The organism is Mesorhizobium sp. M1409 (assembly GCF_040317535.1).
GTDB lineage: Bacteria > Pseudomonadota > Alphaproteobacteria > Rhizobiales > Rhizobiaceae > Mesorhizobium.
Genome location: NZ_JAMYKV010000001.1, coordinates 261,843 through 282,244, shown reverse-complemented (window position 1 = coordinate 282,244; position 20,402 = coordinate 261,843). Strand labels below are relative to the sequence as shown.

General features: G+C 63.1%; 15 protein-coding genes and 1 pseudogene. 5 read left to right on the top strand and 11 right to left on the bottom strand.

What is annotated here, in order from left to right:
- Window positions 1-3,360, bottom strand: coding sequence for a transglutaminase family protein (locus NKG99_RS01370; protein ID WP_352863443.1), 3,360 nt, complete (start codon window positions 3,358-3,360; stop codon window positions 1-3).
- A gap of 112 nt (window positions 3,361-3,472) precedes the next feature.
- Window positions 3,473-4,669, bottom strand: coding sequence for an acyl-CoA dehydrogenase (locus NKG99_RS01365; RefSeq protein WP_352863441.1), 1,197 nt, complete (start codon window positions 4,667-4,669; stop codon window positions 3,473-3,475).
- A 155-nt stretch (window positions 4,670-4,824) separates the two neighbouring features.
- On the opposite strand from NKG99_RS01365, the gene NKG99_RS01360 reads away from it, so the two are divergent.
- From NKG99_RS01360 to NKG99_RS01350, 3 genes are read left to right on the top strand one after another with little or no spacing between them, the layout of a single operon-like run.
- A complete protein-coding gene (locus tag NKG99_RS01360; RefSeq protein ID WP_352863439.1) occupies window positions 4,825-5,721 on the top strand; it encodes a LysR family transcriptional regulator in 897 nt (298 codons plus the stop codon).
- A gap of 52 nt (window positions 5,722-5,773) precedes the next feature.
- Window positions 5,774-6,028, top strand: coding sequence for a type II toxin-antitoxin system ParD family antitoxin (locus tag NKG99_RS01355; RefSeq protein WP_352863438.1), 255 nt, complete (start codon window positions 5,774-5,776; stop codon window positions 6,026-6,028).
- A gap of 3 nt (window positions 6,029-6,031) precedes the next feature.
- Window positions 6,032-6,334 (top strand): type II toxin-antitoxin system RelE/ParE family toxin, encoded by a 303-nt coding sequence (locus NKG99_RS01350; RefSeq protein WP_352863436.1) that lies wholly within the window; start codon window positions 6,032-6,034, stop codon window positions 6,332-6,334.
- 66 nt (window positions 6,335-6,400) lie between these two features.
- Here NKG99_RS01350 and NKG99_RS01345 read toward each other — a convergent pair whose 3' ends face one another.
- The 8 genes and pseudogenes from NKG99_RS01345 to NKG99_RS01310 all read right to left on the bottom strand — a co-directional run bounded on the left by NKG99_RS01345 (window position 6,401) and on the right by NKG99_RS01310 (window position 17,172).
- Window positions 6,401-8,725: a Tex family protein gene (locus NKG99_RS01345; protein WP_352863434.1), complete on the bottom strand. Its 2,325-nt coding sequence runs from the start codon at window positions 8,723-8,725 to the stop codon at window positions 6,401-6,403.
- A gap of 127 nt (window positions 8,726-8,852) precedes the next feature.
- Complete coding sequence (locus NKG99_RS01340) at window positions 8,853-10,034, bottom strand: serine hydrolase domain-containing protein (RefSeq protein ID WP_352863432.1); 1,182 nt, start codon at window positions 10,032-10,034, stop codon at window positions 8,853-8,855.
- Window positions 10,035-10,201: 167 nt separating this feature from the next.
- Window positions 10,202-11,399: pseudogene (locus tag NKG99_RS01335) on the bottom strand (serine hydrolase domain-containing protein).
- A 68-nt stretch (window positions 11,400-11,467) separates the two neighbouring features.
- Window positions 11,468-12,502, bottom strand: coding sequence for an extracellular solute-binding protein (locus NKG99_RS01330; RefSeq protein ID WP_352863430.1), 1,035 nt, complete (start codon window positions 12,500-12,502; stop codon window positions 11,468-11,470).
- 22 nt (window positions 12,503-12,524) lie between these two features.
- The gene (locus tag NKG99_RS01325) at window positions 12,525-13,325 is read right to left on the bottom strand and encodes an ABC transporter permease (protein ID WP_352863428.1); all 801 of its coding nucleotides are present in this window, start codon (window positions 13,323-13,325) and stop codon (window positions 12,525-12,527) included.
- Complete coding sequence (locus tag NKG99_RS01320) at window positions 13,318-14,238, bottom strand: ABC transporter permease (RefSeq protein WP_352863426.1); 921 nt, start codon at window positions 14,236-14,238, stop codon at window positions 13,318-13,320. Before NKG99_RS01320 ends, NKG99_RS01325 begins: the two co-directional genes overlap by 8 nt.
- Window positions 14,239-14,240: 2 nt before the next feature.
- Complete coding sequence (locus tag NKG99_RS01315) at window positions 14,241-15,335, bottom strand: ABC transporter ATP-binding protein (RefSeq protein ID WP_352863424.1); 1,095 nt, start codon at window positions 15,333-15,335, stop codon at window positions 14,241-14,243.
- Window positions 15,336-15,492: 157 nt separating this feature from the next.
- On the bottom strand, window positions 15,493-17,172 hold the full coding sequence (locus NKG99_RS01310) for an amidohydrolase (protein WP_352863422.1): 1,680 nt from the start codon (window positions 17,170-17,172) through the stop codon (window positions 15,493-15,495).
- 154 nt (window positions 17,173-17,326) lie between these two features.
- Between NKG99_RS01310 and NKG99_RS01305 the strand changes: the two genes are divergently transcribed.
- Window positions 17,327-18,085 (top strand): TetR/AcrR family transcriptional regulator, encoded by a 759-nt coding sequence (locus NKG99_RS01305; protein WP_352863420.1) that lies wholly within the window; start codon window positions 17,327-17,329, stop codon window positions 18,083-18,085.
- Between the two features lie 22 nt (window positions 18,086-18,107).
- Window positions 18,108-19,139, top strand: a complete 1,032-nt coding sequence (locus tag NKG99_RS01300) for a histone deacetylase family protein (protein ID WP_352863418.1) — start codon at window positions 18,108-18,110, stop codon at window positions 19,137-19,139.
- A gap of 38 nt (window positions 19,140-19,177) precedes the next feature.
- Here NKG99_RS01300 and NKG99_RS01295 read toward each other — a convergent pair whose 3' ends face one another.
- Complete coding sequence (locus NKG99_RS01295) at window positions 19,178-20,371, bottom strand: TMEM43 family protein (RefSeq protein WP_352863416.1); 1,194 nt, start codon at window positions 20,369-20,371, stop codon at window positions 19,178-19,180.
- Between the last annotated feature and the right edge of the window lie 31 nt (window positions 20,372-20,402).

Here is a 20,402-nt window from a genome sequence, read left to right as displayed (position 1 = left end):
TCAGAGTCTTGCCGGCCGCCGAAGGTCAAGGGTCATCGGGAAATCTTCAGCGGGTTGTTCCTCACGTAGCACATAAGCGGACGGCGTATGGCCGCGCGGTTCGAAGCGGGCGAGGCGCCGTGCCTCCGCCTCATTGCCATTGACCGGGAAAGTGTCGTAGTTGCGCCCGCCCGGATGCGCGACATGGTAGACGCAGCCGCCGACCGCCCGGCCCGACCACCGGTCATAGATGTCGAAGACCAGCGGCGTGTTGACCGGCAGTGCCGGATGCAGGCCAGAAGCCGGCTGCCAGGCCTTGAAGCGGACGCCCGCCACCGCGACTTCGCGATTGTCCGTGACCTTCATCGGCACGATGCGGCCGTTGCAGACGATCGCGTGACGCTCCGGATTGAGACCTTCGGTCTTGACCTGCAGCCGCTCGACCGATGAATCGACGAAGCGTACGGTGCCGCCGATCGCGCCTTGCTCACCCATGACATGCCACGGCTCCAGCGCCTGCCGCAGTTCCAGCTTGATGCCCGCATGCTGAACCTCGCCGCAGAACGGGAAGCGGAACTCGAGCTGGGCGTCGAACCATTCGGGCCTGAACTCGAAGCCGTTGAGCTTGAGGTCGTCGAGCACGTCGAGAAAATCGGCCCAGACATAGTGCGGCAGCATGAAGCGGTCATGCAGCGAGGTGCCCCAGCGCACGAAACGGCCATCGAGCGGGTTCTTCCACGCCCGGGCAATGATCGCCCTAACAAGCAGCTGCTGCGCCAGCGACATGCGCGCATTGGGCGGCATCTCGAAACCGCGGAACTCGACAAGACCCAGCCGGCCGGTCGGTCCGTCCGGCGAGAACAGCTTGTCGATGCAGATTTCCGAGCGGTGCGTATTCCCGGTGACGTCGGTCAACAAATTGCGGAACAGCCGGTCGACCAGCCACGGCAAGGGTGCTGCCCCTTGCTCCGGATGCGGCACCTGCGCCATCGCGATTTCGAGCTCATAGAGCGAGTCGTGACGCGCCTCGTCGAAGCGCGGCGCCTGGCTGGTTGGGCCGATGAACAGGCCTGAGAAGAGATAGGACAGCGAGGGACGCCGCTGCCATTGCAGCACCAGGCTCTTCAACAGGTCCGGCCTTCGCAGGAACGGGCTGTCATTGGGCGTCGCACCGCCGACCACGACATGGTTGCCGCCGCCGGTGCCGGTGTGGCGGCCATCGATCATGAACTTGTCGGCGCCAAGTCGCGTCTGCCGCGCTTCCTCGTAGATCGCCGTCGTCGTCGCCACGCAATCCTGCCAGTTGGACGCCGGATGGATGTTGACCTCGATGACGCCGGGATCGGGCGCCACGCGGATGACGTTGAGGCGCGGATCGTGCGGCGGGCCATAGCCTTCGATATGCACGGGAAGGCCAATCGCCTTTGCCGCGTTCTCGGCCGCCGCGACGAGTTCCAGATAGTCTTCGAGCGCTTCAACTGGCGGCATGAACACACAAAGCCGCCCGTCGCGCGGTTCGACCGAGAGCGCGGTGGGCCCCGCGCCCCCCAACGCGGGGCTCGGATGTTGGACGCGCTCCGGCGGGCCGGTCGCCGCCGTGAAGGACGCCGCCTGCTGGCGCCGCGCCATCTCGTCGGCGCCTTCGAGTTCGGCCGGAGCCGTCACAGGCATTAAGGCTTCACGCGCGGGCAGCGGTCCGCGTGGCAGCGACGGATCGACCGGCACGATGTAGGGGAATTGCTCCGGCGGCACATAGGGCAGGGTGCCGAGCGGCAAGCGGTAGCCGACCGGTGAATCACCGGGCACCAAGAATAGCCGGCCGCGCCGCGTCTTCCATTTTTCCGAGCGCCAGCGTGGCCCTGATGCCTGGCTGTTCCAGCGCTGGACGGGCAGCACATAGCCTGACGGCTTGGTCAGCCCGCGTTCGAACACCTTCGCCATGCGGCTGCGTTCTTCCGGATCCTCCAGCTTGGAGTTGGATGGATCGACATTCTCCGGCAGCTTGCCTTCCTTGAGCAGCCACTCGGCCGGATCCTCATAGGCTTCACTGACCATGGTCTTGTCGATGCCGAGTTCGCCGGCAATCGCGGTGAGCAGACTTTCGGCCTGCTTCGGGCCGATATCGGCCTCGCTCTTTTCGCGTGCGATCAGCGACGGATCGCTCCACACCGGCTGGCCATCGGTACGCCAGTAGAGCGAGAAGGTCCAGCGCGGCAGGCTTTCGCCCGGATACCATTTGCCCTGGCCATAGTGGAGAAAGCCGCCGGGCGCGAAACGCTCGCGCAGTTTCCGGATCAGTTCGTCGGCCTTTTCGCGCTTGGTCGGGCCGACGGCGGCGGTGTTCCACTCGGCCGACTCGAAATCGTCGATCGATACGAAGGTCGGCTCGCCGCCCATGGTCAGCCGCACGTCCCCCGCCGTAAGGGCTGCATCGACCTTGTTGCCCAGCGCGTCGAGCGCCTGCCAGCTCTCATCCGAGAACGGCTTGGTGATGCGCGGATGCTCGGCGATGCGGTCGACCCGCATCTCGAAGCCGAATTCGACATTGGCGAAGCTCGCCATGCCGGAAATCGGGGCTGCGTTGCGGAAATGCGGCGTTGCCGCCAGCGGCACATGGCTTTCGCCGGTTAGCAGGCCGGAGGTCGGATCGAAGCCGATCCAGCCCGCGCCAGGCAGATAGACCTCGCACCAGGCATGCAGGTCGGTGAAGTCGACGGCGGTTCCCGGCGGCCCGTCGAGCGCGACGAGGTCAGGCTTGAGCTGGATCAGATAGCCGGAAACGAAGCGCGCGGCGATGCCGAGATTGCGCAGGATCTGCACCAGCAGCCAGCTCGAGTCCCGGCATGAACCCTTTTTCGCGGCAAGCGTCTCCTCCGGCGAGAACACACCGGTCTCCATGCGCACGATATAGGCAATTTCGCGCTGCAGCCGGGCATTGAGATCGACGAGAAAATTGACGGTATTCGGCGCGCTGCGGTCGATCGTCCCGAGCAAGGCCGAAAGCAACGGACCAGCCGGTTCCGGCGTCCGGTAGATGGCGAGATCATCGCGTATCTCTTCCGGATATTCGAACGGAAACGCCTCCGCCGATGGCTCGACGAAGAAATCGAACGGATTGTAGACCGTCATGTCGGCGACGAGGTCGACCTCGATCTTCAACTCGGTCACCGGCTCCGGAAAGACGAAACGGGCGAGGAAGTTGCCGTAGGGATCCTGCTGCAGATTGACGAAGTGGTTCGCCGGCTCGACCTTGAGCGAATGGCTGAGCACCTTGGTGCGCGAATGCGGCGCCGGCTGCAGCCTGATGATTTGGGGCCCGAGAACCACCGGCCGGTCATACTTGTAGTGGGTCAGGTGATAGACGGCTGCCAGAATTGCCATGGGGCCCCGGAATTCAGCGTTTCAAACGATTTCGCTGAACCCTGACACAAATGGCGGCCATTCTCCAAGCACAGATGTTGCGGTGCACCTAATTTAAGCGGCTACCGAAGGCTCAGAAGAACGCCTGTATCCCCGTCTGCGCCCGTCCCAGGATCAGCGCATGCACGTCGTGCGTGCCCTCGTAGGTGTTGACCGTCTCCAGGTTCTGCGCGTGGCGCATGACGTGGTAGCCGATCTGGATGCCGTTGCCGCCATGCATGTCGCGGGCCTGGCGGGCGATGTCGAGCGCCTTGCCGCAATTGTTGCGCTTGACGATCGAGATCATTTCCGGCGCCATCTTGCCTTCGTCGAGCAACCGTCCGACGCGCAACGATGCCTGCAGTCCAAGCGCTATCTCGGTCTGCATGTCGGCGAGCTTCTTCTGGTAAAGCTGCGTGCCGGCCAACGGCTTGCCGAACTGCTTGCGGTCGAGGCCGTACTGGCGGGCGCGATGCCAGCAATCTTCCGCCGCACCCATCGAGCCCCAGGAAATGCCGTAGCGGGCCCGGTTGAGGCAGCCGAACGGGCCGCCAAGGCCCTTGGCGTTGGGCAACAGCGCATCCTCGCCGACTTCGACGCCTTCCATCACCACTTCGCCGGTGATCGATGCCCGCAGCGACAGCTTGCCACCGATCGTCGGCGCCGAAAGCCCCTTCATGCCCTTTTCCAGCACAAAGCCGCGGATCTCGTCCTTGCCGTTCTCGCCCTTCAACTTCGCCCAGACGACGAACACATCAGCGACCGGCGCGTTGGAAATCCACATCTTGGAGCCGGAGAGCCTGTAGCCGTTCGAGGTCTTCTCGGCGCGCGTCTTCATGCCGCCCGGGTCGGAGCCGGCATCCGGCTCGGTCAGCCCGAAACAGCCGATCCACTCGCCGCTGGCGAGCCTGGGCAGGTACTTCTTGCGCTGTTCGTCCGAGCCATAGGCATGGATCGGATACATCACCAGCGACGACTGTACTGACATCATCGAGCGATAGCCCGAGTCAACGCGTTCGACTTCCCGCGCGACCAGCCCGTAGGTCACATAGTTGGCGCCAAGCCCGCCGAATTCCTCGGGGATATTGATGCCGAGCAGGCCGGCCTCGCCCATTTCGCGGAAGATGGCGGTGTCGAAGGTCTCGTTGAGATAGGCGTCCTCAATCCGCGGCGCCAGTCTGTCGGCGGCAAAGGCCGCCGCACCATCGCGCACCATGCGCTCGTCTTCCGAAAGCTGGTCCTCGATCAGGAATGGGTCTTCCCAGACGAATGCATTCTTGTCGGCGGCCATGGCATTCTCCCAAACCAATGCATGTCGCCCAAACATGTTCAGCAGTTTTGGATGACGAGATGCATGAAGCAAAATCTTGGCCCGGCTTATCGGCCTGCGCCTTGAAAAAATCAAACGAAATTGCTTCACCGATCAATGAGCGTTAGTAATGGATCATGAATGTCCAGCGCCGCCTTTTGCCCAACATCAGCGCCCTTGCCGCCTTCGAGGCTGTGGCCCGGCTCGGCAGTTTCACCGCTGCTGCCCAGGAGCTTGATCTGACCCAGGGCGCGGTCAGTAGACAGATCAGGTCGCTGGAAGATCAGTTCGGCCGCCGGCTGTTCGAACGCGACAGCCGCAATGTCAGGCTGTCGACATCGGGCGAGATATACGCCGACGCGGTACGTTCAGCGCTTGGCCAGTTGCGTGACGCAGCTCTCGGATTGATGAGCAATCGGCATAGTGGCATCCTGAACCTTGCCATATTGCCCACCTTCGGCACGCGCTGGCTGATGCCGATGATCCCCGATTTCGTCGAAAACAATCCTGACATCACCATCAACTTCGTCACCCGCGTCGGCCGCTTCGACTTCGCCAGGGAGAGGCTGGACGCCGCCATCCACTACGGGCTGCCGGACTGGCCGGAGGCCGACTCGACGCTCTTGGTGCGCGAAACGGTGGCGCCGGTGGTGTCGCCCGAATTCCTCGCCGGCCGCGCCATCGCCTCACCGGCCGATATCGGCCGCTTGCCGCTGCTGCACATGGCGACGCGCCCTGGCGCCTGGACCGAATGGTTCGAACATCAGGGCCTGAGCGCGCCCACCGGACCGGGCATGCAGTTCGAACAGTTCGGCACCGCGGCCCAAGCCTGCATGGCGGGGCTCGGCGTGGCGCTGTTGCCGTTGATCCTCATCGCAGGCGAATTGCAGCGCGGCCAGCTCGTATCGGCGCCCGGCCAGCCCATGCAAAGCCGCAGCGCCTATTATCTCGTCGTCCCGCACGACAAGCGCGGCCATCCGCCCGTCGCCAATTTTCGCGACTGGCTGCTCAAGCATGTAGGCCATCAGATTTGATTTGGCGGATTTATCAAAAATTGATAATATTGGGTAAAAGCAAGGATAACTCATGCCTGCAAGTTACAGCATCGGCCCCCGCTATGAGACATTGGTGCGCGAGTTGGTAAAGAGCGGCCGCTATGCCAGCGCCAGCGAAGTTGTGCGCGATAGCCTGCGCCTGCTGGAAGAGCGCGAAGAACAGCGCGAGGCAAAGCTTGCGGCGCTACGAGAGGACATTCGAAAAGGCGTGGAAAGTGGCCCGGGCATCCCGGCCGAACAGGTGTTTAAGCGACTGGAAGCAAAATACAGCGGCGGAAAGCCGTGAACAATGGCGGTCATATTTGCGCCAGCCGCCGCGCAGGACGTCGAAGAGATCGGCGATTACATCCTCGCTGAAAATCCCGCTGCGGCTCGACGCTTCATAGCTGCGCTCAGGGAACGCTGCGGCCGCATTGCTGACGCGCCACGCGGTGGCGTTCCCCAGCCGAGTCTATGGCCCGGCCTGCGCTCCATCGCATTTCTGCGCTATGTGATTTTCTACACCGCCGATGGCGATGATGTGCGTATCGAGCGCATTTTGCATGGTGCCCGCGACATCCCGACCATTCTTGAGGGACGCAATGATTCTTGAGCCCCTGTGTCGCACGGCATGAATCTCATCAAACGCGGACGTGCTTCGAGGCGGGTCGCAGAATAGTCATTTCCGCTTCAGCGCGTCAGCCAATGCCGCACCGAACGCGCCTTGCTGCGCCGGCCTTTCCGGCTGGCGTGGAGGTGCCGGCGAACGCGGCGCCGGCCTGCCGCCGCCATTGTCGCGCGGCCCGCCTTTCGACGCCCCACCTTCGCCGCCATCCTTGCGCATGGACAGCGCGATACGCTTGCGCTTGATGTCGACATCGACGACGCGCACCTTGACCACATCGCCGGCCTTGACCACCTCATGCGCATCCTTGATGAAACGATCGGCCAGCTGCGAGACATGCACCAGGCCGTCCTGGTGGACGCCGATATCGACGAAGGCGCCGAAGGCGGCGACATTGGTCACCGTGCCTTCCAGCAGCATGCCGGGCTTCAAATCCTTGATGTCGTCGATGCCGTCGGCAAACGTCGCCGTCTTGAAGCCGGGGCGTGGATCGCGGCCGGGTTTTTCCAGCTCCGCCAGGATATCGCGTACCGTCGGCAAGCCGAAACGCTCATCGACGAAGACGCGCGGATCGAGCGCCTTGAGTGCTGTACTGTCCCCCATCAGCGAGCGAACATCGCGCCCGCAGGCAGCGACGATCTTCTTCGCCACGCCATAGGCTTCCGGATGCACCGACGAGGCATCCAGCGGCTCGCTGCCATTGGCAATGCGCAGGAAGCCGGCGGATTGCTCGAACGCCCGAGGTCCAAGGCGGGCGACCTTCAGCAGGTCCTTTCGGCTGGCGAACGGGCCGGTCGCGTCGCGATGCGCAACGATGGCGTCCGCGAGCGATGCGCCAAGGCCAGACACGCGCGCCAGCAGCGGCGCCGAGGCGGTGTTGAGATCGACGCCGACGGCGTTGACCGCGTCTTCCACCACGGCCTCCAACGAGCGGCCGAGCCGGTACTGGTCGACGTCATGCTGATACTGGCCGACACCGATCGATTTCGGCTCGATCTTGACCAGTTCGGCCAGTGGATCCTGCAGCCGCCGTGCGATCGATACCGCGCCGCGTAGCGACACGTCGAGGCCGGGGAATTCCGCCGCCGCCGTCGCCGATGCCGAATAGACCGAGGCGCCCGCCTCGCTGACGATCACCTTGAGCGGCTTCGGACCAGCGTCCGCCGGCATGTCGGACAGCATGTCGGCGACAAGCTTCTCCGTCTCGCGGCTGCCGGTGCCGTTGCCGATCGAGATCAGCTCGACCTTGTGCAGGCGGATGAGCTTGGCGAGTTCGGCCTGCGTGCCACGCACATCGTTCCTCGGCGGAAACGGATAGACCGTCGTCGTGGTCAGCACCTTGCCGGTGCCATCGACCACCGCAACCTTGACGCCGGTGCGGATGCCGGGATCGAGCCCCATCGTGGCCCGCGAGCCGGCCGGGGCCGCAAGCAGCAAATCCTTCAGATTGCGGGCAAAGACGTGGATCGCTTCCTCTTCCGCTCGTTCGCGCAGATCGCGCATCAAGTCGAGCGTCAGGTGCAGCGACAGTTTGATCCGCCAGGTCCAGCCGGCAACCTCCATCAGCCAGCGATCGCCCGGCAGGCTGCCGCCGATCGCATAGGCATTGGCGATCATCCGTTCGACCGGCTTCACCGGGGAGGTGTCGTCGGCATCGACCTCGATGTCGAGCGACAGCACCTCCTCGTTGCGGCCGCGCAGCATCGCCAACGCCCGATGGCTCGGCACATTTGCCCAGCGCTCGACATGGTCGAAATAATCCGAGAATTTCGCACCCGCCTCCTGTTTGCCGTCGACCACCCTGGCCCGCATGAAGGCGCGTTCCCTCATGTAGGTGCGCAATTTGCCGACCAGGTCGGCATTCTCGGCGAACTGTTCCGACAGGATGTCGCGCGCTCCGTCGAGTGCCGCCTTGGCGTCGGCCACCTCTTCGGTGACATAGGCCAGCGCCAACTCAGCGGGCACCGACGCCCGGTTAGCGAGGATGGCTTCGGCCAGAGGCCCCAGCCCACGTTCCCGGGCGATCTCGGCCTTGGTCCGGCGCTTGGGCTTGTAGGGCAGGTAGATGTCTTCCAGCTCCGCCTTGGTCGCGGCGGCGACGATCTTGCCCTCGAGCTCCTGCGTCAGCTTGCCCTGCTCGCGGATGGAGCCAAGAATGGTGTCGCGGCGCGCATCGAGCTCGCGCAGATACGCAAGCCGTTCGGCAAGGTCGCGCAATTGCGTGTCGTCCAGCCCGCCGGTGACCTCCTTGCGGTAACGCGCCACGAACGGCACCGTCGCACCTTCGTCGAGCAATTTGATCGCCGCGGCCGCCTGTTCGGGCCGGGCAGTGATCTCGGCTGCGATGATGGCTGCAATGCGCTTGATGTCGGATGCCATGTCATTCCTGCTCTCGTCGAAAGAGCGGCGACCATAGGCGCAGACGTCCGATCCGCCAACCGCCGCGCTTTGATCAGCCCGGCGGGTCCACAGGAAAGCGCGCGCTAATGTGGCGACCCAGGCGCGCTCAGACCATGCGGCTCAGCGCTTCCAAAAAGGCGACGATCTCGACATCGAACGCATCGTCCACCGGCTCCGGCTGCGACGACATCTTGGCGATCACCACTTCGGTCCTGGGATCGACATAGAGCCACTGGCCATGGATGCCGATGCCGCAATAGGCGCCGTTCTCGTGTCCAGTCTGGTACCATTTGTTGCGATAGCGGCCCTTCGGAAACAAAAGCGCCATCGTGCCTCGCTGCCAGGCTTCCGAGCTGCCGCCGATAGCAACCGTGTCTCGCACCCAGGCTTCCGGCACGATGCGGCGGCCGTTGGCCATGCCGCCTTGCCGCATCATCTCGCCCACGCGCGCCAGATCGCGCGGCGTCACCGAAATGCCGCCGGCCGTGCGTGCCGTGCCTTCCATGTCGACGCTGATCGAAGCGTCGCTGACGGCGCCCAGCGGCAGCCACAGTTTGTCGCGCATCAGGTCGGAAAAACGCTGGCCGGAGGCGCGCTCGAGCAGGATGCCGAGCAGATCGGAATTGGGCGAGCGGTAGCGGAAGGTCTGGCCATGCGGCTCGGCAAGCCGCTGCAAGGTCAGGATGAATTCGCGCAGGCTTTCCGTGCCGCCGCCCGGATTCCACAGCGTGGCGCGGCGATAGCGGGCGAAAGCGCTCTCCGGATCGAGATAGGCCTCCTCGAAATCGAGGCTGACGCTCATGTCGAGCACATGCCGCACGCTTGCGTCGCCATAGGCCGAGCCGGCGGCTTCAGGGATGTAAGCCGTCACCGGCGCTTCCGGGTCGAACACCCCCTCGCCTTCCAGTATGCCGGCGACAATGGCGGTCATCGACTTGCTGATCGAAAAGATGATGTGGCGGGCGCCGAAATCCATGTGCGGCGCGAACCAGTCGCCGATGATCTTGCCGTCTTTCATCACCGTCAGCGCATCGGTGCTCGAACGTCCGAGAAATTCAGCCACCGTCTCCGGCACGCTGGCGATCGCGACCTTCTCGCCGAGCAGACCGCCCATGTCCCGGATCGGCGTCTCGACACCAGCCGGGGCTGCCGCCACGCGGGCGGTCGGCACCAGTTCTCCGAGATTCTGGAACGACCACCGGTTGAACGGGTTTTCGCGCCAGTTGGCGAGCAGCACCTCGTTGCGACAGAAGCCGTAGCGGGTCTCGAACGCGGTCTTGCCGGTCATGGCGGTTCCTCCCAAGTCTTGTTTAGAGGCTGTTTCGAAAGTCGGTCCGGCGAGTCATATGGCGGCGGTTTCGAGAACCAGAGCGGAGCGGACATTCAGGTCCGTGAGCATCGGAAGCGCAGAAAACGCCGTCAGATGGCCGCTGGAGTGAGTTTCCAAACAGGCTCTCAGCTCAGTGCAGCGGCGATGGCGTGCACGGCCTTCAACGTCGCCATGGAATAGGCGACGTTGCTGAAATCCGGATAGGTCGAAAGCTTCACCACGACCATTCCGGCATTCCAGTCGATATGGATCATCTGCCCGAACACGCCCCGGCACATCAGCGCGCGCGAGCGCGGGTCCTCGATCCAGAACTGGTTGCGATAGCTGCCCTCCGGCAGGCTGGGGCTGAAGTCCGGCCCATGTAGCCCGTTGCGCGTGGTCTCGATCCAGTCGGCCGGCACGACGCCGCCGCCATTGTCGAGGATCAGCTGGCCAAAGCGGCCGTAGTCGCGCAGCGTCGCATTGAAGCCGCCGTCGGCCACCGCATAGCCGGCGCTGTCGACGGTGAAGCAGGCGCTTTCGTCGGCGCCGAGCTTTTGCCAGAGCTCTTCCGAAACCAGCTGCGGCAGCCGCTTGCCCGTCACCCGTTCCATGATGAAGGCAAGCACGTCGTTTCTCGATCGAGCGGTATTCGAAGGCAGCACCATGCGGGCGGATCGTTTCCTTCAAGCCCAGGATCAGTTCGAACATGTGCGAGGGCCAGCGAAAGGCCGGATCGCTGTCCGGCGGCGCCGGCTTCCAGCCGGTGGCGACATCGACCTGGCCGATGTCCGAATAGCGGTCGGTATATTCCTCGGAGAAGCGGACGCCGCTGGTCATGTCCAGCACATGCTGGACACTGGCGCCGGCCCAGCCCGTCGCGCTGAGTTCCGGCAGATAGGTCGTCACTGGCTTGGCCGGATCGATCAGGCCGCGCCCGACCAGTATGCCGAATACCGAACCGGTGACGGACTTCGCCATCGACTGCGACAGGTGCAGCGTACGGTCATTCATGCCGTTGAAATAGCGCTCATAGGCGACCTTGCCGTCCTTCAGCACCAGCAAGCCGTCCGTATAGGTCTCGTCGAGCAGCCCGACGACCGTCGTCGGCGCGCCCGTGCTGTCCTCCACGGGCAGCCCGTCGAGGTCGATCTCGGCGCGTTCGAAACGGTGGCGATGGCCATTGCCGCGCCAGACTTCGGCGGTCGGCAGAATTTCGCGGATGTGCTGGAACGCCCAGCGGTTCCACGGCGGCCGGTCCCAGTCGAGCTTCGGCGGCACCATGGCCGGCGGCGAGCCCTGCATGATCGGCGGCCGCGGATCGGAGTTGCGGTAGGATTCCATGACGACCGAGCCCCTTGAACGTAAAACGGACCCCGCGGCGTGCGCCGCCGGGCCCGTCGAAAACGCGGTTACTTCTGCAGTTCGGTCCAGATCTTGGTGTAGATGTCCTGGATTTCCGGGGCGCACATCTGCTGCAACTCGGCACGCGGCTTGTCGGCTGCCGGGATGACAACTTCCGGCGCGTCCTTCATGTCGGCCGGCATGTACTTGTCCGATCCGGTGATGGCGTTGGCATAGCGATGGAAGGCCGAGAGACCCGCCGCATTTTCCGGGTCCATGATGAAGTTCTGGAAAAGCTTGGCGTTCTCGACGTTCTTGGCTTCCTTCAGAACGACGACGTTGTCGCTCCACAGGCCAAAGCCTTCTTTCGGATAGTTGTAGTGGATGGCCGGGTTGGCCAGCCGCTGGCGCAGCGCCGACCCGTTCCAGTCGCTGGTTGCCTTGAAGTCGCCGGCGCCCATCTTCTCGATGGTGTTGTACTCCATCGCGATCCAGTTCGGCTTGGCCGCGACAAGCGTGTCACGCACCTTCTTCAGCACTTCCTTGTCGGTGGTGCATTGCTGGCCGCCGACATATTTGATCGCGGCGAAGATGACGTCGTTCATTTCGGGAACGACATTGACCTTGCCCTTCAGTTCGTCAGGTGTGTTGAAGATGATGCCCCAGCTGTCGGCCGGGCCCTTGTAGGCGTCGGTGTTGACGACCACGCCGACAGTGCCCAGGGCCCACGGCACCGAGTATTTGCGGCCCGGGTCGAAATCGGGATTGGCCCATTCCGCCGCCACATTCTTGAAGTTCTCCATCTTGCCCGGATCGGTCTCCTGGACGAGGCCTTCCTTGATCCAGATCGGCACGTAGGTCTGCGAAGGCACCGCGATGTCGAAGCCGGTGCCGCCCTGGCGGACCTTGGCGAGCGCGGTGTCGTTGGAATCGTAATCGGTGATGGTCACCTTGACGTTGTATTTGGCCTCGAACTTCTTGATCACGTCAGGGCTGGTGTAGTTGCCCCAATTGTAGATGTTCAATTCGCCGTCGGCGCGGGCGAGGCTCGTCGAAGCGAGCAACGCCAACCCCATGGCGGTTGCTGTTGTCTTCCAGTTCATCGTTTTAACTCCCATTTTCGGTTCAGTCTCGTTTCCTGCTGACGAAGAAAAACAACGTGACGATCGCGACCGAAAGCAGCAGGAAGGCGGTCGATATCGCGTTGATCTCGGGTGTGATGCCGCGGCGAATCTGGCCGAGCATGTAGGTTGGCAGCGTGTCCTGGCCGCCCGATTTGACGAACTCTGTGATAACGACGTCGTCGAGCGAGATGACGAAGGCCAGCATCAATCCGGCCAGGATGCCGGGCCACAGAAGCGGCAGCGTGATGCGGCGGAAGGTTTTCCACGGAGTCGCGTAAAGGTCGGCGGCGGCACGCTCCAGCGTCAGGTCCATATTCTCAAGCCGCGCCCGGATCGGCAGGTAGGCGAAGGGAATGCAGAACGCCGTGTGCGCGGCGATCAGATAACCGATGCCGGAATAACCGGTGAATATTTTGATGCGCGAGAAGAAGATCAGCAGCGCCACGCCGGTGACGATCTCGGGCACCATCAGCGGCTGATTGATCGCCGCATATTTGAAGGTGAGGCCGGGGTAGGGCGCGGTGCGCGTGGTGGCGAGCGCGGCCATGGTGGCGAAGATGGTGGAAAGCACCGCCGCGACGGAGCCGATCTGGAAGGAACGCAGCGTGGCATCGATGACCTGCGTGTTCTGCCATGCCGACTGGAACCATTTCAGCGAAAAGCCGCCCCATTCGGAGGTCGAGCTCGCCGCGTTGAAGGCATAGATGACCAGCACGATGATCGGCAAATAGAGCACGATAAAGCAGGTCGCGGCGATCGTGGTGAATCCCGGCTGGTGCTTGATGGAAAAGTTCTTAGCCATGACGCACCCCTGACTTGCCGGCATTGCGCACATAGGCAAGCAGCGCCACCATGACGATGATCATGACGGCGATCGACAGCGCCGAGCCGAGCGGCCAGTTGCGGCCCTGCCCGAACTGCAATTCGATCAGGTTGGACAGCATCATGTTCTTGCCGCCGCCCAGCACGCTTGGCGTCACATAGGCGCCAAGTGCTGGAATGAAGACCAGGATGGAACCGGCGATGACGCCTGGCTTGACCAGCGGGAAGATGATCCGCCGCAGCACCTGGAAACGTGTCGCGTAGAGATCATAGCCCGCCTCGACCAGCCGGAAATCGAGCTTCTCCATGCTGGCGTAGATCGGCAGCACCATCAGCGGCAGGTAGACATAGGCCATGCCGATCAGGATCGCCGTGTCGGTGTAGAGTATCTGGATCGGCGCCGAGATGATGCCGAGCTTGAGCAGGATCGTGTTGATGATGCCTTCGTTGCGGATGATCTGCAGCACGGCGAAGGTGCGGATCAGCAGGTTGGTCCAGAACGGTATGGTGATCAGGAACAGCCAGAGATCGCGAGTCTTTTCGCTGCGCGTCGCCATGAAATAGGCGGTCGGGAAGCCAAGCACCAACGTGGCGATGGTCGTCACCACCGCGAGTTTGATCGAGCGCAGGAAGATGGTGACGTGGGCTGCGGCGATCGAAAGCGTATCGTCGAAGATATCGCGTTCCAGAAACACCGCTATCCAGGCTTCCGGCGAGAATTGCCACTTCACGTCGCCATAGGAGCCTGGTGTCAGGAATGAATAGACGAGCACGATCAGCAACGGGCCGGTCGCGGCGAGAAAAATGGTCAACAGCGCTGGGGCTGACAAAAGCCAGCGCTCACGGATATCGCGCCGTTCCGCTGCCTTGGCGACTTCTTCCGCGGTCGCCATCGTCAGTCCTTCAGGACCTGGGCGGCATCGCTGCCGATGAGAATGCCGACCGTGTCGCCCTTCTCGAAACCACAGCCCGCGCTGCGCGTGTTCTGCTGGCGTACGGTGAAGAGTTCGCCACTCTCGAGATGAACATGGATGTGGGTGTCGGTGCCGAAATAGACGATGTTGTCGACTGTTCCCGACAACTCGCCCTTGCCCTTGCTCAGCTTGGCATGTTCGGGCCGAACCACGACCGTGGCATTGGCGTTGGGCTGGAAACCTTGGGCCACGGTCGCCTCGATGGTCGCACCGGATTTGAGCGTCGCGCGCGCCTTGCCGTTGGCCATCTCGCTGATGGCGGCCATAAGGAAGTTGGTTTCGCCAATGAAGTCGGCGACGAAGCGTTCGGCCGGCTTGTCGTAGATATCCCAGGGCGAACCGACCTGCAGGATCTTGCCCGACGACATCACCGCGATGCGGTCCGACATGGTCAGCGCCTCTTCCTGGTCGTGGGTGACGAAGATGAAGGTGATGCCTGTCTCGTGCTGCAGCCGCTTCAATTCGATCTGCATTTCCTTGCGCAGCTTGTAGTCCAGGGCCGAGAGCGGCTCGTCGAGCAGCAGCACCTTGGGCTGCGGTGCGAGCGCCCTGGCCAGCGCCACGCGCTGCTGCTGACCACCCGAAATCTGGCTGGTGCGGCGGTTGGCGAGCGCTTCCATCTTGACCAGCTTCAGCATCTCGGCGACGCGCGCCTTGATCTCGGCCTTCGGTTTGCCCAGCATTTCCAGGCCGAAGCCGATATTGTCGGCGACCGTCATGTGCGGGAACAGCGCATAGGACTGGAAAACGGTGTTGACCGGCCGCTTGAAGGGCGGCAGCAGGGCGATGTCCTGGCCATAGAGCAGTATCCCACCGGCGGTTGGAAAGTCGAAGCCGGCGATCAGCCTAAGCAATGTCGTCTTGCCGCAGCCGGATGGGCCAAGCAGCGTGAAGAACTCGTTCTCGCGGATGGATACCGAGACCGTGTCGAGGGCAGCGACCTGCCCCTCCCCTGATCCGAAAATTTTGCTGACGTTTACTACTTCAATCGCATTCCGATCCGGTTTGTCCGGCACGATTACGCCTCACTGTTGACCCCGCTCTTGCTGGCGGAGCTCTTCCCCTGTTCGATGTGACCACATGGCCGGTAGGTTGGCAAGCCCGGCATTGAATCACGGTTCAGTTCGTATTTTCGGCTGGCAAGGCTCATGCCCAGCAAGCCTCATGCCATTGTCAGGCCTGATAGGTGATCTTGCCGCCACAGATCGTCGTCACCGGCCGCACCTCGTGCAACGCTTCCGGCGCCGTCGCCTCGATATCCGCCGAAAGCACCACCAGATCGGCCATGTAGCCTGCTTTCACCTTGCCCTTGCGGTGCTCGGCAAACTCGGCATAGGCGCCCTCGACCGTGTATGCGGCGAGCGCTTCATGCAGCGAGAAGCTCTGGTCCGGGTCGCTTTCTGCCCACGGTTTGCGCAACACCGCCGCGCGGATGCCCAGGATCGGATCGATCGGCGACACCGGCCAGTCCGATGCGAAGACGACATGCGCGCCGGCATTCTTCAGGGTTCGCCAGGCATAGCTCAAGGGCCAGCGCGCCGGCCCGATGCGCGACACCGTCGGCTCCAGCGGAAAATCCATGGCGCCGGGCGGATGCGGCGGCTGCATGGAGGCTATGACGCCGAGTTCGGCGAAGCGCGGCACGTCCGAAGTAGTGGTGACCTCGATGTGCTCGACCCGGTGGCGGCTGTCGCGCTTGCCGTTCGCCTTCCGCGCCGCCTCATAACCGTCGAGCACCGCGCGCACCGCGCCGTCGCCAATCGAATGTACGGCGATCTGCAGCCCCCGCTTGTCGACCGCGACGGCCAGATCGATGAACTGTTGAGGCGTGAACAGCGGCTCGCCCACCCAGTCGGGCCGGTCGGCATAGGGCTCGACCATGACAGCCGTCCAGGAATCGAGCACACCGTCATAGAACACCTTGACCATGCCCGACGACAGCCATTCGCTGTTGTAGCGTTCGGCCATCGTTGATGCCTTGTCGAGCATGTCGAGCGTCATGAAATTCTTGTAGTGGAACGGGATTTGTACGCGGCAAGGCAAGCCTTCCACGGCTTCGATCTCGGCCAGCAGCTCGAGCTGATAGAGATTGCCGTCCATGTTCTGGATCGAGGTGATGCCATGGCGGGCGCACCAGGCGAGCCCGCGCCGCATGATATCGCGATCGGCGGCCCGCTCGGCTGCCGTCGGCATCGGATCCGGCTCGCCGCCGGTCGACAGCCCCAGCCGCACCCGGCTTTCGCCGGCAAGGTCGAGCACCGGGCCGAAGGCCTCGCCTTCGCGCAATTCACCGGCCGCCAGTCCATCGTCACCCATGACGATCTCATTGCCCGGACCAAGCGTGCGTCCATGCAGGATGCCGGCCATTTCCAGCGCCTTGGTGTTGGCCCACATGGTGTGATGGTCGGGCGCGGCCATACAGAACGGGCGATCGGGCAAAATGGCATCGAGGTGATGGCGCGTCACCCGCTCGCTGCCGAGCACGGTGTAATCGACGCCCTGGCCGACCAGCATCGGAGCATCAGGCCGCGTCGGCGCGTAGTCGCGTATCGCCTTTTGCAGCGCCTCGAAGCCGTGGACCCCGACAAGCTGGAGATGGGAAAGCTCCGCCCCGCCTGAAAACAGATGCATGTGGGCTTCGATGAAGCCCGGCACGATCGAGGCGCCCTTGGCGTCGATGACCTTGGTGGCCGGTCCCTTGAGCTCTTCGATCGAGGCGCGGCTGCCAACGGCGATGATGGCGCCGTCCTTGACGGCAACGGCCTCGGCGGCGGGATTGGCATCGTCCATTGTCTGCACACGACCGTTGATGACGATCAAATCCGCATTGTGACACGCACCCGTGACAGACATCGCGACTCCGCGCTTTTGACGACTGGCTGACACCGACAACCCTGCCTCCAACGATCTGCCGCTCCACCGGAGCGGCGCCATGGGATGGAAAAAGATGCCAGCTTGCCGTCTTCGAAATTCCCCTTGTTATCCCGGGAGACAGCGTGGATAAAGAATGCGACTGATTATTCGCGTTTGTCAACATGCGGAATATGGAATGTATTGTGGACAGCACCCCGCGCCTGTGTTGGGACCGGGCGGGGAACGAGGACATCAAGCCGTGAAGCGCAGTCTCGACCGCAAAACCAGGATAGCGCTCGAACCGCGCAAGCAGCCACGGCAACAACGGTCGAGCAAGGTGGTCGACAGGATTCTCGACGCGGCGCTGATCTTGACACGGGAGCAAGGGACAAAGACGCCGACGACGCTCGCCATTGCGCAGCGCGCGGGCTTGTCGGTCGGTTCGGTCTACCAATACTTTCCCAACAAGGAAGCCATTCTTCTGGACCTCGCCCGGCGCTGGCTGTCATCCTTTCCCGAGGTCATCGCGAGGCGCATCAAGGTCGCCCGGCCCACCAACCGCGACGAATTTCGGCAGGAAGTGCGCAGGCTCTTCATCGACACGTCCAGGCTCTACCTCGAAAACGCCAGCCTGATGCCGGTGATCGAAGCTATCTCCGGTAACGCCGACCTCCGGCCGATTCAGAACGAATATGACGACCAGATCATCGCCCTCTACGCCGCATGGCTGCAGCATGTGAACCCGGCTCTTGAAGACAAGATCGCCAGCCGGCTCGGCGTGGTGATGATGGAGGTCGGGCACGTATGCCGGCTTGTGGGGCTGAAAAAAGACCGCCGGACGTTCGACCTCATCGAGGACGATGTGGAAACCATGTGGCTCGCTCTGGTGAGCCCGTATCTCAATCTTGACTGATTTCGCACTTCGAGAGGAATCTATGCAGACTGTCTATTCGCCGCTTCACGCTGGTCATGCTGGCCAAATGGAACTGGTCACCTCGGCCATCGTGCCGGGTTTCGAAAAGCCGTCGCGGGCCGAATTCATCAAGGCGCGGGTCGAGAGTGAGAAACTGGGGCCGATCGTCCTGCCGCTCGAGCATGATCTCGCCGCCGCCAAGCGCATCCACAAATCAGACTATATCGACTTCCTGCCGACGGTCTGGCCGCAATGGGTGGAAGCCGGCCTGAAGGGCACGGCGATGCCCTTCACCTGGCCGACGCGCGGCCTGCGCGGCGACGTGCCGCCAAAGCGCGTCGACGCCCTGCTCGGATACTATTCCTTCGATGCCGGTGCCACCTTCGTCGAGGGCACGTGGGCCGCGATCAAGTCGTCCTATGATGTGGCGCTGACCGCCGCCGGCCTGGTCAAGGGCGGCGAGACATCCGCCTTCGCGCTCTGCCGTCCGCCCGGCCACCATGCCGGTGCCGGCTTCATGGGCGGCTATTGCTACATCAACAACGCCGCCGTCGCCGCGCAATGGTTCCGCGATCAGGGTGCCGAACGCATCTCGATCCTCGATGTCGACTACCACCATGGCAACGGCACGCAGGAGATCTTCTATGATCGCGCCGACGTGCAGGTGCTCAACCTGCATGGCGATCCCCTGGTCGAGTATCCGTTCTTCCTCGGCCACGCCGACGAACGTGGCACTGGTGCCGGCGAAGGTTTCAACATCAACTACCCGATGCCCTTCGGCACCGATTGGGGCGCCTGGAATGCCTCACTCGAGGATGCCTGCGCCAAGCTCGCCGCTTACGCACCGGATGTCGTCATCGTCTCGCTGGGCGTCGATACCTTCGAGAAGGATCCGATCAGCCAGTTCAAGCTGAAAACATCTGACTATCCAAAGATCGGCCGCCGCATCAACAAGCTTGGCCTGCCGACGCTGTTCGTCATGGAGGGCGGCTATGCCGTCGAGGAGATCGGCGTCAATGCCGTCGGCGTTCTGACCGGTTTCGAGGATCGGTAAAATGAGCGCCGAACGGCGGTGGCCGTTCGGCGTTAGATCTAGCTTGCCGCCTCGGTGCTCGGCACGGCAACCGGTGCGGCTGCCTTGCGCGAGCGCCCGAGGTAGTAGACCGCCGCCGCCGCGATGATGCCGGCCGCAAGGATGCCCACCGCCAGGACCGGCCGATACCAGAACCAGGCAATCGCAATTGTCGTCGTGCCGACCAGGATCGCCAGGAAGAAGGCGATGATGCCGGTTCCCATCCGCGCCATGCCGCCGAGGAACGGAATGACGTCTAGGATCACGCCGATCGGACTGAGGAACAGGGCAAAGCCGATGGTCAGCAACAAAAGGCCGGCGGCACGCAGCAGCCAGGTGATCAGCGTGTTTGCGCTGACCGCCTCGGCGAACATCTTGTCTGCCGGGACAGTGCCGGTGTCGACCATCAGCAACGCATCGCCCGCCTGCGTCTGGTAGGGTTCGAACCGACTGCCGGCCTGCCGCGCCACGATGCTGATCACGCCGAGTGGTGCCAACTCGTAGCCGATGCGGTAATCGCCCAGCGCCGGCGTTGTCGTGTCGGCGCCGAGATAGATCCTGCCGTCGACGACGCTGAGCGGCCCGGTGCCGGTATAGGCGGCCTTGATCGCGGCCGATTGGTCGGGTGACAGCGCATACGCCTTGTCGCCCTCGATGCGATCAAGCACCGGCGTGTCGAGATCGAAGGCGACGAGCTTGCCTTGCGGAATCTGGAAAGTCCGGCCGTGGATCGCCATCGGCGGATTCTGGTGGCCATCCGGCTTCTTGAAATCCGACGAGTCGATCTGGCTGTCGTCCCACACTTTCGAATAGCTGTAGGTGGTTACGGTCTCCTCACCGCCACCAAGCTTCTTGGTGGTCTCCGATTTGGACTCTTCCTTCCACTGGTACATCTCGGCGCTGCGCGACAGGCGCAGACCTTGCGCCGCAATGCCGAAATCCGGATCGGCGAGACCACTGTCCGTCGTCACCGGCCCGCTGACATGCACCAATTTGCCGTCATTGGCGGCATCGACGCTGTCGGCGCTGGCCGAAACCACGGCTCCGGCCCCTTCGGCCAGAGAGCGCGCTGTCTGCACCGCGCGCCCCTCGTTCCAGAACAGCCCGATCACCATCAGCACGACCAGAAGCAGGCCGAAGATGACCCCACCGACAGCGCGCTTGATGCGTCCGAGCCACGAGACCGACGTAACTTCCCGAAATGAATCGCTCATTGTTTCCCCCGAAACCATTGATACCAGAATT

Bases quoted from the DNA above. Each gene is read 5' to 3' on its own strand.
- NKG99_RS01370 (WP_352863443.1), bottom strand. From the start codon at position 3,360: ATGGCAATTCTGGCAGCCGTCTATCACCTGACCCACTACAAGTATGAC.
- NKG99_RS01365 (WP_352863441.1), bottom strand. From the start codon at position 4,669: ATGGCCGCCGACAAGAATGCATTCGTCTGGGAAGACCCATTCCTGATC.
- NKG99_RS01360 (WP_352863439.1), top strand. From the start codon at position 4,825: ATGAATGTCCAGCGCCGCCTTTTGCCCAACATCAGCGCCCTTGCCGCC.
- NKG99_RS01355 (WP_352863438.1), top strand. From the start codon at position 5,774: ATGCCTGCAAGTTACAGCATCGGCCCCCGCTATGAGACATTGGTGCGC.
- NKG99_RS01350 (WP_352863436.1), top strand. From the start codon at position 6,032: ATGGCGGTCATATTTGCGCCAGCCGCCGCGCAGGACGTCGAAGAGATC.
- NKG99_RS01345 (WP_352863434.1), bottom strand. From the start codon at position 8,725: ATGGCATCCGACATCAAGCGCATTGCAGCCATCATCGCAGCCGAGATC.
- NKG99_RS01340 (WP_352863432.1), bottom strand. From the start codon at position 10,034: ATGACCGGCAAGACCGCGTTCGAGACCCGCTACGGCTTCTGTCGCAAC.
- NKG99_RS01330 (WP_352863430.1), bottom strand. From the start codon at position 12,502: ATGAACTGGAAGACAACAGCAACCGCCATGGGGTTGGCGTTGCTCGCT.
- NKG99_RS01325 (WP_352863428.1), bottom strand. From the start codon at position 13,325: ATGGCTAAGAACTTTTCCATCAAGCACCAGCCGGGATTCACCACGATC.
- NKG99_RS01320 (WP_352863426.1), bottom strand. From the start codon at position 14,238: ATGGCGACCGCGGAAGAAGTCGCCAAGGCAGCGGAACGGCGCGATATC.
- NKG99_RS01310 (WP_352863422.1), bottom strand. From the start codon at position 17,172: ATGTCTGTCACGGGTGCGTGTCACAATGCGGATTTGATCGTCATCAAC.
- NKG99_RS01305 (WP_352863420.1), top strand. From the start codon at position 17,327: ATGCGACTGATTATTCGCGTTTGTCAACATGCGGAATATGGAATGTAT.
- NKG99_RS01300 (WP_352863418.1), top strand. From the start codon at position 18,108: ATGCAGACTGTCTATTCGCCGCTTCACGCTGGTCATGCTGGCCAAATG.
- NKG99_RS01295 (WP_352863416.1), bottom strand. From the start codon at position 20,371: ATGAGCGATTCATTTCGGGAAGTTACGTCGGTCTCGTGGCTCGGACGC.